13 protein-coding genes are annotated in these 12,397 nt (G+C 63.4%); 8 read left to right on the forward strand and 5 right to left on the reverse strand.

The features are described 5' to 3' along the window. The first annotated feature begins 47 nt into the window (after positions 1-47). Positions 48-1,457, forward strand: coding sequence for an aminotransferase-like domain-containing protein (locus AC0L2H_RS18960; RefSeq protein WP_473591645.1), 1,410 nt, complete (start codon positions 48-50; stop codon positions 1,455-1,457). Positions 1,458-1,478: 21 nt separating this feature from the next. On the opposite strand, the gene AC0L2H_RS18965 is transcribed toward AC0L2H_RS18960, so the two are convergent. The 3 genes from AC0L2H_RS18965 to AC0L2H_RS18975 form a co-directional block, all read right to left on the reverse strand. After that, a complete protein-coding gene (locus tag AC0L2H_RS18965; protein ID WP_473591646.1) occupies positions 1,479-1,976 on the reverse strand; it encodes a MaoC family dehydratase in 498 nt (165 codons plus the stop codon). Between the two features lie 163 nt (positions 1,977-2,139). Then, a complete protein-coding gene (locus AC0L2H_RS18970; RefSeq protein WP_473591647.1) occupies positions 2,140-2,568 on the reverse strand; it encodes a phasin family protein in 429 nt (142 codons plus the stop codon). A 113-nt stretch (positions 2,569-2,681) separates the two neighbouring features. Continuing rightward, on the reverse strand, positions 2,682-3,980 hold the full coding sequence (locus tag AC0L2H_RS18975) for a DUF445 domain-containing protein (RefSeq protein ID WP_473591648.1): 1,299 nt from the start codon (positions 3,978-3,980) through the stop codon (positions 2,682-2,684). A gap of 293 nt (positions 3,981-4,273) precedes the next feature. Here AC0L2H_RS18975 and rirA point away from each other — a divergent pair, with 293 nt between their 5' ends. Further along, a complete protein-coding gene (gene rirA / locus AC0L2H_RS18980; protein ID WP_097577247.1) occupies positions 4,274-4,735 on the forward strand; it encodes an iron-responsive transcriptional regulator RirA in 462 nt (153 codons plus the stop codon). Positions 4,736-4,795: 60 nt separating this feature from the next. Here the strand turns inward: rirA and AC0L2H_RS18985 are convergent, their stop codons facing one another. Beyond that, complete coding sequence (locus tag AC0L2H_RS18985) at positions 4,796-5,725, reverse strand: glutaminase (RefSeq protein WP_473591649.1); 930 nt, start codon at positions 5,723-5,725, stop codon at positions 4,796-4,798. Between the two features lie 11 nt (positions 5,726-5,736). After that, positions 5,737-6,885 (reverse strand): pyridoxal phosphate-dependent aminotransferase, encoded by a 1,149-nt coding sequence (locus AC0L2H_RS18990; RefSeq protein WP_473591650.1) that lies wholly within the window; start codon positions 6,883-6,885, stop codon positions 5,737-5,739. Positions 6,886-7,029: 144 nt separating this feature from the next. On the opposite strand from AC0L2H_RS18990, the gene AC0L2H_RS18995 reads away from it, so the two are divergent. The 6 genes from AC0L2H_RS18995 to aat all read left to right on the forward strand — a co-directional run bounded on the left by AC0L2H_RS18995 (position 7,030) and on the right by aat (position 12,387). After that, positions 7,030-8,424: a M48 family metalloprotease gene (locus AC0L2H_RS18995; RefSeq protein WP_473591652.1), complete on the forward strand. Its 1,395-nt coding sequence runs from the start codon at positions 7,030-7,032 to the stop codon at positions 8,422-8,424. An 85-nt stretch (positions 8,425-8,509) separates the two neighbouring features. Then, positions 8,510-9,313, forward strand: a complete 804-nt coding sequence (locus AC0L2H_RS19000) for a DsbA family protein (protein WP_473591653.1) — start codon at positions 8,510-8,512, stop codon at positions 9,311-9,313. Between the two features lie 144 nt (positions 9,314-9,457). Beyond that, positions 9,458-9,892: a type II 3-dehydroquinate dehydratase gene (aroQ, locus tag AC0L2H_RS19005; protein WP_107647897.1), complete on the forward strand. Its 435-nt coding sequence runs from the start codon at positions 9,458-9,460 to the stop codon at positions 9,890-9,892. Positions 9,893-9,918: 26 nt separating this feature from the next. Beyond that, positions 9,919-10,380: an acetyl-CoA carboxylase biotin carboxyl carrier protein gene (gene accB / locus AC0L2H_RS19010; RefSeq protein WP_107647930.1), complete on the forward strand. Its 462-nt coding sequence runs from the start codon at positions 9,919-9,921 to the stop codon at positions 10,378-10,380. A gap of 19 nt (positions 10,381-10,399) precedes the next feature. After that, entirely contained in the window at positions 10,400-11,743 is a 1,344-nt protein-coding gene (gene accC, locus AC0L2H_RS19015; protein WP_097577241.1) for an acetyl-CoA carboxylase biotin carboxylase subunit, read from the forward strand. Positions 11,744-11,769: 26 nt separating this feature from the next. Next, on the forward strand, positions 11,770-12,387 hold the full coding sequence (gene aat / locus AC0L2H_RS19020; RefSeq protein WP_473591654.1) for a leucyl/phenylalanyl-tRNA--protein transferase: 618 nt from the start codon (positions 11,770-11,772) through the stop codon (positions 12,385-12,387). Positions 12,388-12,397 lie beyond the last annotated feature (10 nt).

A 12,397-nucleotide genomic window follows, 5' to 3' on the forward strand; every position in this document is an offset into this window, starting at 1 on the left:
ATGCAGTACAATTCCAAGAAACTGTTATGGTCTAGAGAGCAGCACAGATGGATGAACTGACGGCGGAAAGCCAAGGCAACGGGACGCTTGTCGAAAGCGTCATGGCAACGATCAGGCACAGGATCGCCGCACGGATCCTGACACCGGGAGCACGGCTGCCGTCGATCCGCGCCTTTGCCAAGACCATGCGGGTTTCCAAATCCACCGTGGTCGACGCCTATGAGCGTCTTGCCGCCGAAGGGGATATCCGTTCGCGGCCGGGTTCGGGTTATTATGCCGCCGGACCAATTGCGCCTTTGTCATTGGCCGAGATCGGCCCCCGACTTGACCGGGCCGTCGATCCGCTGTGGGTTTCGCGCCAGTCCCTGGAAGCGGGCGAGGACGTTCTGAAGCCAGGTTGCGGCTGGCTGCCGGCCTCGTGGATGCCGGAGACCGGCCTACGCCGTGCGCTACGGACGCTGGCGCGAGCCGACAATGTCTCCCTGACCGATTATGGCACCCCACTCGGATTGCCGGCGTTGCGTCACCTGCTGTCGCGGCGCATGGCCGGGCACGGCATCGAGGCCTCTCCCGACCAGATCGTGCTGACGGAATCGGGAACGCAGGCCATCGATCTGCTTTGTCGCTTCCTTATCGAACCCGGTGACCCGGTACTGGTCGACGACCCCTGCTACTTTAACTTCCACGCGCTGTTGCGCGCGCACAGGGCCAAGGTCGTCAGCGTCCCCTACAGCCCGTCGGGACCGGATATCGCAGAGTTCGCGCAGGCGCTAGCCGAGCACCGGCCGCGCCTCTACATCACCAATTCCGCCCTGCACAATCCAACAGGGGCCATTCTGTCGCCGGTCACCGCGCACCGCTTACTCAAGCTCGCCGACCAGTCGGACCTGGCCATCATCGAAGACGATATCTTTGCCGATTTCGAGCACACACCCGCCCCCAGGCTGGCGGCGTTCGACGGCCTCAATCGGGTCATTCATATCGGCAGCTTCTCAAAGACGCTTTCAGCCTCGATACGCTGCGGTTTCATCGCCGCGCCGCGGCGCTGGGTGGAGGGTTTGACCGATCTCAAGATCGCCACAACCTTCGGCGGCGGGCGACTGGCGTCCGAACTGGTGCTGACGTTGCTCAGGGACGGTCTCTATCGCAAGCACATGGATTTGTTGCGGGCGCGTCTGTCGCGCGCCATGGTCGACACGAGCGCCCGCCTGAGAGCCATCGGCATCACCCCATGGATCGACCAGCCGGCAGGCATGTTCCTGTGGTGCAGCCTGCCGGAAGGCATGGATGCCGCCGATATCGCCCGCCGCGCCCTGTCCGCCAATATCGTTCTGGCGCCCGGCAATGCGTTCAGCCTGTCTCGATCGGCAAGCCGCTTCATGCGCTTCAACGTCGCGCAATCGGGCGATGAGCGGATTTTCAGAGTGCTTGAAGAGGCGATGGCGCGTCGTGACTGACGGCCCGGGCCTGGTGCTGCCTCACGCCCCTGCCCGCCTCCGTCGCTCATACAGCATGACCAGCGTTTCGGCCGTCAGCGCCGCCTTCTGCTCGCCTTCGATCTCGACTGTGTTGGCCGCCTTCATCAGGTACTGACCAGGCCCCCTGTCTTCCATCGACAGGAGCGTCGTGCGCAGCCTGATGCGGGCGCCGACCCGGACAGGCGACAGGAAACGCACTCTGTCGAAGCCGTAGTTGAAGGCGGCTTGCGTGTTTTCCGGCACGATGCCCATGTCGAGCGCCAGCGCGCCGATGATCGACAGCGTCAGATAGCCATGCGCGATGGTGGTCCGGAACGGGCTTTGCCGCCTTGCCCGTTCCGGATCGACATGGATCCACTGGTGGTCGCCCGTGCATTCGGCAAACTGGTCGATGCGGTTCTGGTCGACCGTCGTCCAGTCGGACACGCCAAGTTCCTGCCCGGCCATGGCCCTGAGCTGCTCATAGGTCGGCGGCGTCCTCGGCCGTGTTTGCGTCATTCCTGCTTTCCCGATCGCTGGCCTGCCTCCGGACCACGAACCGGCCGCCCCTGTCAATTCGCTCTGTGCGATTCCGTTCCGCCTGTTCGGCCCGAATCGCCCTGCTCCACGAACCGGAAGCGGTTGCCCAGCCAGGAGAACCGGCTCGACCGACAGCGGCCGATTACTTCTTCTCGTAGCCGGCGCGGATCTCCGCCATCGCCTCCTTGATGCGGTCGCGCAGGATCTCGACCGATTCGGCGCCGGACTTCTTGAACAGCTCGGCGACCTCGCCGGCATTCTTCAGCGCGGTTTCGAAGGATTTCCTGGCGAACTCCGTCTGTTTCGTCATCAACTCCTGCGGATTGCCCGGCGCCCTGTAACTCTGCGCCATGTCGGTGACCTCGCGCAGCGTGTCCTGCAGCATCTCGCGCTGCCTGGACTTAAGCGACTGCGCACCGGCGGCACTGGCCCTGGCCGACTTTTCCAGGGCTTCGAGGTTCTTGCGGTGATGGCTGAGGATCGCCTCGACATCGACGTTCGGCAACTTGAGGTCGCGGCCGAACCTGCCGAACATGTCCATGAAGGAGTCGGAATCGGGTTGCTTTGCCATGATGGTTCTCTCCCCTGTTGCCGCGAATGCGGCACCCGAAGAAGAGAATAGAGCACCGGGGCTTCGCGGTCCATTCGGACGGGCAAGGAACGTTTCAGAGCGTACGCGGCGCCTCAGTTGACGAGAAACAGCCGCTCCGCCGTATAGAGCACGACACCGGCAAGGCCGCCGATGACCATGCCGTTGAAGCGGATATATTGCAGGTCCCTGCCGATGTTCATCTCGATCAGCCTGGTGAGCTGGGCAAGATCCCAGCGCTTGACCTGGTCGGCGATGAATTTCGACACGCCGCTCTTCTGGCTTTCGACGAAAGAGGACAGCGCCACGACAAAGCCCTGGTTCATATCGGCCCTGATCTGCGGATCGCCGGCAAGATGGCGGCCGACCTCGACGAACATGTTGGCCAGATGAGCGCGGATCATCGAATTCTCCGCCTTGGCGTCCTGCTCGATGAACAGGCGCAGGCTGTCCCACATGTCTCCGGCCAGCGCCTTGAGTTCCGGCCGGGCGAGGAAATCGCGCTTCAATTTCTCGGCCCGCCTAGCATATTGCCTGGATGTTCTGAGCCGCTCGATGAAGCTTTCCACGAAGCGGTCGAATTCGGCGCGCATCGGGTGATCGGGATCGGCCCTGACCTCATCGAGCAGCGATCCGGCTGAGGCGACGATCTTCTTCAGGAGATAGGCATCGGCGCGAAAAAGGTTGAACAGCGACGGCAATTCCTCGCGGATCTTCTCGCGCATCGTCGCCAATGCCTCTTCATCGCTCAGGAACCGGCCGACGACCTTGGTGAATTCGTCGAACAGTTTCTGGTGGCGGCGATCGTCGGTCAGCGCCGACAGCAATTCGGCGGCGAGCGGCGCCAGCGGCACCTTTTCGACCTGCTCCAGCATACGGCTGGTGACGAAACCGCGCAGGCCGGACTGCTCGATTGCCGACAACGTCTGCGGCACCAGACGGCCGACGAACCGCGACAGGCCGGCCGCCCGGTCGGCGTCCGACAGCCAGTCGGCGACAAGCGCGGAAAAGTCGACCTCGGCGAGCTTTTCGCGCACCGGTTCCGGCGCCAGGAAATTGACCTCGATGAAGCGGCCGAGATTGTCGGCGATGCGGTGCTGATTCTCGGGAATGATGGCGGTGTGCGGGATCGGCAGGCCAAGCGGCCGCTTGAACAGCGCCACCACCGCATACCAGTCGGCCAGCCCGCCGATCGTCGCCGCCTCGGCAAAGGCAGCGACGAAACCCAGCCAGGCAAAACGGCCCTCGAACGACTTGGCCACGGCAAAGATGAGGACGCAGAGCGCCAGCGCCGCGGTGGCGACGAACTTGGTGCGCCGAAGCGCCGAAAGCTTGGCGTCCGCGTCGGCGTCGAACCGGGCGACGGGCGCCAAAGCCGGGGCTGGTTGTGACATGGAACCGCTCCTGATGGATCTCGCGGACTTACTTAGTAACCTGCCCAGCCGAATGCGCGCCACATTTCGTCCCAGCCCGATTTGCGCGACCGCACACAAAGTTGACGATAATATTCAACTATTATGCCGTGCTTGTCTGGAATTATTCCAAGGTATAGGCCATATTCACTGATGTCGCCCAAAACCGCGCCAGCGATTGGGGACGACAGCATGGACAAAGACAAGGGCCCGAAGCGCGTCGCTCGTTTGACTCGACGCGTTTTGGGGTCAAGCCACTGCTTCGCGAGGACAAAATGCGCCTGACACGCCAGACCAACTACGCCATGCGCATCTTGATGTATTGCGCCGCGAACACCGATCGGCTGAGCCGAATCCCCGAGATTGCCGCCGCCTATTCGGTATCCGAGCTTTTTCTGTTCAAGATCCTGCAGCCGCTGGTCGAGCATGGCCTGGTCGAGACAGTGCGCGGCAGGAACGGTGGCGTCAGGCTTGGGCGCCCAGCCGAGCAGATCAACCTGTTCGACGTGGTGCGGGTGACGGAAGAAAGCTTCGCCATGGCCGAATGCTTCGAAAACGATGCCGCCGAATGCCCGCTGATCGACAGTTGCGCGCTGAATTCGGCGCTGCGCGAGGCGCTCAACGCCTTCTTCGCCGTGCTTGCGCGCTATACGATCGCCGACATGGTGGCGGCACGGCCGAATGTGCGACACCTGCTCGGCATCGACATGCTGGAACAGCGGGCGCCGGCCGCCTGATCCTGGTTGGCCGACCATCGGCACCCTCCCAACAGAATCGCTCACGACCGCTGCAGCCGACTATGGCGCGAAAATCGACCAGTTCATCATCCGGGCCAGTTTCTCCAGCGCGATCGAGCCCAGCCTGGAATTGCCGTTGGCGTTGAGGCCCGGTGACCACACGGCAAGCGAGGCGACGCCCGGCACGATGCCCAATATGCCACCGCCGACGCCGCTCTTGCCCGGAATGCCGACGCGGAAAGCAAAGTCGCCAGAGCCGTCATAGTGGCCGCAGGTCAGCATCATCGCGCCAATGCGTCGCGCGCGTTCGGCCGACACGACGGAATGGCCGGTTGCCGGATTCTTGCCGCCATTGGCGAGGAAGCGGCCGGCCAGCGCCAGCTGCCGGCAGTTCATGGCGATGGCGCAGTGATGGAAATAGACGCCGAGCGCCAGCTCGGGCGCATGATGGAGATTGCCGAAGGATTTCATGTAGTTGGCAAGCGCAAAATTGCGGTAGCCGGTGGCGCGCTCAGAGGCCGCGACCTCGCGGTCGATGATGACAGTCTCGTCGTCGGCCAGGAACTGGATGAAGCGCAGGATCTCGCCGATCGCCTCGCGCGGCTGGTGGCCGGCGAGTAGAATGTCGGAAATGACGATGGCGCCGGCATTGATGAACGGATTTCGCGGAATGCCGTTCTCATGCTCGAGCTGGACGATCGAGTTGAACGGATTGCCCGAGGGCTCGCGCCCGACGCGCTGCCAGAGCGCATCGCCGACATTGCCGAGCGCCAGCGTCAGCGTGAACACCTTGGAAATGCTCTGGATGGAAAACGGCTCATCGGCGTCGCCCGCCATGAGCACGCGACCGTCATTGGTCACGGCGGCGATGCCGAACTTCTTCGGATCGACCTTGCCGAGCTGCGGAATGTAGGTGGCGACCTCACCCCTATCCGTCCGCTCCGCCATCTCGGCGGCGACTTCGGCCAAAGCCTGTTCGAGTTCCGGCATTGGCGTCCCCGCTACTTCAGCCAGCGCTCGATGCGCGCCAGCGCCTCGAGCATGTCGTCATGGCTGCCGGCGTAGGAAAAGCGCATGGTTCGATGGCCCTGGAGCGGATCGAAATCGCGGCCGGGCGTCGCGGCCACATGCGCCTCGGCCAGCATCCGGCGCGCGAAAACCATGCTGTCGTTGGTATGCCTGGTGACATCGCAAAACGCATAGAAGGCGCCGTCCATCGGCGCCGCCAGCGCGAAGCCGAGCTCCGGCAGACGCTGCATCAGAAGCTCGCGATTGCCGGCATAGCGCGCCTTCACCACTTCCAGTTCACCGGTCGCCTTGAATGCCTCTATCGCCGCGATCTGGGAAAGCTCGGGCGGCGAGATGTAAAGGCTCTGGGCGATGCGCTCGACGGGCCGCACCAGGTCTTCCGGCAGCACCATCCAGCCGATGCGCCAGCCGGTCATGCAATAGTATTTCGAGAAGGAATTGATCACCGTCACATCCGGACCATTGGCCAGCGCCGTCGTGTCGGGCGCCGTATAGGCCAGCCGGTGATAGATTTCGTCGGAGATCACGGCGATGCCCAGTTCCTGCGCCGTCTTGACCAGTGCCGACAGCTCGGCGGCAGGGATAACCGCACCGGTCGGGTTGGCCGGACTGGCGAACAGAACGCCCTTCAGCGGCTTTTGGCGGTGCGCAGCTTCCAGATGCCCGGCATGGAGATAGGCGGCGCCATCAAGCTCGATCTCGACGATCTCGATGCCGAGCGCCGCCATGATGTTGCGATAGGCCGGGTAGCCAGGGGCCGCAATGGCGACGCGGTCGCCCGGATCGAACATCGCCAGGAAGGCGAGGTTGAAGGCTGCCGACGATCCGGTGGTGACGGCGATCCGGCTGGGCGGGACATCGAGCCCGTAGTGATCGCCATAGTGCTCGGCGATTGCCTTGCGCAGGCCGGCCAGGCCCAGTGCATCGGTATAGCCGATGAGCCCCATCTTCAAGGCGTGGGCCGCCGCTTGCCTGACCCCGGCCGGCGCCGGGTCGGACGGCTGGCCGACGGCCATGGAAACGACCGGAACGCCGGAGGCCTTCAGCCGATTCGCCTCCGCCAGAATGTCCATGGCGTGGAACGGCTCGACCTCGCCGCGGCGTGAAAGCGAAACAACCATTTGACCTCACATCCTGCCGTCCGAAGCCGCCGGCCCTGGCGGCCGCGCCGCACAAATGCCCGATTGATGTGAGGATCACAAGTTCAGTAAGTTTTCGGTGCCGACTTTTCATCCTTCGCCCGCTCGTCTACCAGTGGACCTGCCATGTTGAGCCGACCCAGATTGACGATTGCCAGGGCAGCGCGCGTTTTCGCGACGCTTTGGCTTGCCGTGATGGTCACTGTCGCCGGCTCGGTCAATGCCTTCGCGCAAAACGTGCCGGTGGTGCGCGACGCCGAGATCGAAGCCCTGGTGCGCGACTATGCGCGGCCGATCTTCAGAGCCGCGGGCCTGCCGGAGGACGGCGTGGACATCGTCCTGGTCAACGATCAGAGTTTCAACGCCTTCGTCACCGGGCGCCGTCTGTTCATCAACACGGGCGCCTTGATGGAAGCGGAAACGCCCAACGAGATCATCGGCGTCATTGCCCATGAGGCCGGCCACATCGCCGGCGGTCACCAGCAGAAATTGCGCGAGCAACTCGAGCGCGCCAAGACGATGGCCATCATCGCAACGCTGCTTGGCGCCGGCGCCATCGTCGCCGGCGCCACGACCAACAGCCGTGGCCTCGCCGGCGCCGGCATGGGCGTTGCGGCGGGCGGTGGCGAGATGGCGCAACGCAGCATCCTTGCCTATCAGCGCACCGAAGAGATGACCGCCGACCGCTCGGCAATCACCTATCTCAACGCGACCGGCCAGTCCGGCAAGGGCATGCTGAAGACGTTCGGCCGCTTCCAGAGCGCGCTTTCGCTGTCGGGCGCGCAGGTCGATCCCTACCGGATCAGCCATCCGATGCCGCGGGAGCGTATCGCCAATCTCGAAGTCCTGGTGAAGCAGAGCCCCTATGTCGACAAGGTCGACCCCCCGGCGCTGCAGCAGCGACATGACATGATGCGCATCAAGATCGCCGCCTATATGGGAGGCCAGGCCGCCGCGGTGCGGCTGATGCGCAAGAATCCGGGCAGCCTGGCCTCGCAATATGGCCTTGCGCAGACGACCTATCTCTACGGCAATCTGGCTGCCGCGCTCAGCAAGACCAACGCATTGATCAAGGCGCAGCCGAAAAACCCCTATTTCCAGGAATTGCGCGGCGACATCCTGATGAAGGCGAACAAGCCGAAGGATGCTTCGCAGGCCTATGCCAAGGCGGTCAGCCTCGACCCGGTGCGATCGGGACTGCTGCTGGTTTCCTACGGGCAGGCGCTGATGGCCATCGGCACGCCTGATTCGCTGGAGAAGGCGGTGGTGCAGATCAACAAGGGCCTCGGGCGCGATCGCGAAAACGTCGCCGGCTACCGCTATCTGGCGCAGGCCAATGGCGAGCTCGGCAAAATCCCTGCCGCCGATCTTGCCACCGCTGAAGGCCATTTCTATTCCGGCGACTACAGGAATGCCAAGATCTTCGCCATGCGCGCGCAACAAAAGTTGAAGCGCGGCGAGCCAGGCTGGCTTCGCGCGCAGGACATCATAAACTACGCACCATCAGGCAAGAAGAAGTGAACCTTCCGGCAACCGTGGCGACCTATAGTCAGGCCGGTCAGGTCAGACCAATCGGGCCGGAAACCAGGCAAGAGGACTACGGATGATGAAAAAGGCAATTCTGCTCGGCACCACGGGAGTGGCGGCTGCTCTCGCCATGCTGGCGTTCGGATTCGTGGCCGGAAATCCGCAGACGGCAAAGGCCGATACGGCTCAACTCGCCCAGGCGGTGTCCGGCGACAGCAAGATCGACCGCGCGGAAGTCGAGGGCATCATTCGCGACTATCTCCTGAAGAACCCCGAAGTGCTGCTTGAAGTCCAGGACGCACTTGAGGCCAAGCAAAAGGAAGAGCAGCGCATCGCCAGTCTCGGCGTCATCAGCAATGCCAAGGACCAGATCTTCAACTCGGCCTTCGACGGCGTTGTCGGCAACCCGAACGGCAAGGTCACCATCGTCGAGTTCTATGATTACAATTGCGGCTTCTGCAAACGCGCCGTCGAGGACATGCAGGCTCTGACGAAAGCCGATCCGGACCTGCGCTTCGTGCTCAAGGAGTTCCCGATCCTCGGCCCGGATTCGCAAAAGGCAAGCGTCGTCTCGATGGCGTTCCATCTGATGCATCCGGAGAAATATGGCGAGTTCCACAACGCGCTGCTCGGCGGCCAGGGGCGCGCCACCGAGGCCACGGCCATGAAGGTGGCGCTTTCGCTCGGCGCCGACGAAGCGACATTGCGCGAGAAGATGAAGGATCCGTCCATCACCGAGGCCTTCTCCAAGACCTTCGACCTTGCCAACAAGCTGGCCATCACCGGAACGCCTTCCTATGTGGTCGGCAACGAGGTGGTGTTCGGGGCACTCGGCCAGGAAGTGCTGGCGGAGAAGATCGAGGCGGCCAAGGCCGCGCTCTGATCGGCACCGGTTTTCGCCACAGGCCGTTTCCCGCCTGTTGTGGACAGCGAAAGAACGCACTTGCGCTCTTTTCGCAGGCGTCTAAGCCCATTATAGAGGCCCGGTGCGCCGGCTTGAGGCCGGTGCCGGGAAAGGTCGGCATTCTTGAAAACTGTTTTCGTCCTGAACGGTCCCAACCTCAACGCGCTCGGCAAGCGCGAGCCGGGCATCTATGGCGGCAAGACGCTTGCCGCGATCGCCGAAGATTGCAAGCAGGCGGGCGCGGCGTTGGGGCTCGATATCGATTTCCGCCAGTCGAACCATGAGGGCGATCTCGTCGACTGGATCCAGGAAGCCGGCGACAAGGCTGCCGGAATCGTCATCAATCCGGGCGCCTACAGCCACACCTCGATCGCCATTCACGACGCCATACGCGCCGTAGCACCATTGCCCGTCGCCGAAGTTCATCTTTCCAACATCCATGCGCGGGAACCATTCCGCCACGTCTCCATGGTCTCGCCGGTCGCCGTCGGCATGATCTGCGGGTTCGGGCCGCTCGGCTACACGCTGGCGCTGCAGGCGCTGGCCGCACGCCTATGACCGGCCAACAAACAGAAGGCTCGAAAATGTCGATAAAGAAGACCGGTGTTGACCAGCAGCTGATCCGCGATCTGGCGGGCATACTGAACGACACCAACCTCACCGAGATCGAGGTCGAGCTGGGCGACTTGAAGGTGCGCGTGTCGCGACAGGCGCCGGCCGTGCACGCGATTGCCGCGCCGCAGCCCGCTTATGCGCCGGCGGCGGCCCAGCCCGCGGCCGCAGCGGCCGGGCCGGCGGCAGCCGAAATATCAAAGAACGCGGTCGCTTCACCCATGGTCGGCACCGCCTATCTGGCGCCGTCACCCGACGCCAAGCCGTTCATCGAGGTCGGCCAGACGGTCAAGGAAGGCCAGACGCTGCTGATCATCGAGGCGATGAAGACGATGAACCAGATCCCCTCGCCTCGCGGCGGCACGGTGACAGCGATCCTGTTCGAGGATGCGCAGCCGGTCGAATATGGCATGCCGCTCGTCGTGATCGAGTAGAGCCGGGAACAGGCAAGACATGTTCCAGAAAATCCTCATCGCCAATCGCGGCGAAATTGCCCTGAGGGTGCTGCGCGCCTGCAAGGAGCTCGGCATCCAGACCGTGGTGGTCCATTCGACCGCCGACGCCGACGCCATGCATGTCAGGCTCGCCGACGAGAGCGTCTGCATCGGCCCGCCGCCGTCGCGCGACAGCTATCTCAACATCCACCAGATCGTCGCGGCCTGCGAGATCACCGGCGCCGATGCCGTGCATCCGGGCTACGGCTTCCTGTCGGAAAATGCCAAGTTCGCCGATATCCTCGCCGCGCACAACATCACCTTCATCGGCCCGACCGGCGACCATATCCGCATCATGGGCGACAAGATCGAGGCCAAGCGCACGGCAAAACGCCTTGGCATTCCGGTCGTGCCCGGCTCCGACGGCGCGGTCACCGAGGAAAAGGAAGCCAGGCGCATCGCCGCCGAGATCGGCTACCCCGTGATCATCAAGGCTTCGGCCGGCGGTGGCGGACGCGGCATGAAGGTGGCGCATAGCGAAGCCGAGCTTGAAATTGCCTTGCAGACGGCCCGCTCGGAAGCGGGCGCCGCCTTCGGCGACGACGCCGTCTATATCGAGAAATATCTGGAAAAGCCGCGCCACATCGAGGTCCAGGTGTTCGGCGACGGCGCTGGCCGCGGCGTGCATTTCGGCGAGCGCGACTGCTCGCTGCAACGCCGCCACCAGAAGGTCTGGGAAGAAGCGCCCTCGCCGGCGCTCAATGCCGAGGAGCGCGCGCATATCGGCGGCGTCTGCGCCAAGGCCATCGCCGATCTCGGTTATTCCGGCGCCGGCACCATCGAATTCCTCTACGAGAACGGCGAGTTCTATTTCATCGAGATGAACACCCGCCTGCAGGTCGAGCATCCGGTGACGGAGGCGATCACCGGCATCGACCTGGTGCATGAGCAGATCCGCGTCGCCTCGGGCGGCGGGCTTTCGGTGCGGCAGGAGGACATCAAATTCAACGGCCACGCCATCGAATGCCGCATCAATGCAGAGGATCCTCGCACCTTCACCCCCTCGCCCGGCACGATCACGCATTTCCACACGCCGGGCGGCCTCGGCATTCGCGTCGATTCCGGCGTCTATTCCGGCTACAAGATCCCGCCCTACTATGACAGCCTGATCGGCAAGCTGATCGTGCACGGCCGCAACCGCGTCGAATGCATGATGCGGCTGCGCCGCGCGCTCGACGAGTTCGTCGTCGACGGCATCAAGACGACGCTGCCGCTGTTCCGTGACCTTGTCGGCAACGCCGACATCGCCAATGGCGACTACGACATCCACTGGCTGGAAAAATACCTGGCCAAAGAGGAATAGCCATCAACTTCTAGTATGATGACGCGATGACCCGTCCCTACGCGCCAGGCTATCGCATCCCGACAGATCTTCTGCTCAAGGCCTATGCCTCGGGCGTTTTCCCGATGGCCGAAAGCGCCAGCGACCCGGAAGTTTTCTGGGTGCGGCCGGAGACACGCGGCATCATTCCGCTCGACGGGTTCCATACGCCCAAAAGCCTGGGCAAGACGCTGCGGAAAAACCTGTTCGACATCCGTTTCGATTTCGATTTCGAGGCGACGATCGACGGCTGCGCCGAGAAGCGTGAGGAGCGCCGTTCGACCTGGATCAATGCGCCGATCCGCGAAGCCTATGTCGAGCTCCATCGCATGGGTCATTGCCATTCGGTCGAGGCCTGGCGCGCGGACCGGCTGGTCGGCGGCCTCTACGGCGTCTCGCTTGGGCGGGTGTTCTTTGGCGAAAGCATGTTCGCCAGGGAAACGGACGCCTCGAAGGCCTGCCTCGTGCGCCTGGTCGAGCGGTTGAAGGCACGCGGCTTCGCGCTGCTTGATACGCAATTCACCACCGAGCACCTCAAGCGCTTCGGCGCCGTCGATGTGCCGCGCGGCAAATACGAAAAGATGCTGGCCGAGGCGCTGAAAGGCGAAGCGGTATTTTTCCCCTGACGAGCCGCTC

This window comes from Mesorhizobium sp. WSM4871 (assembly GCF_055811295.1).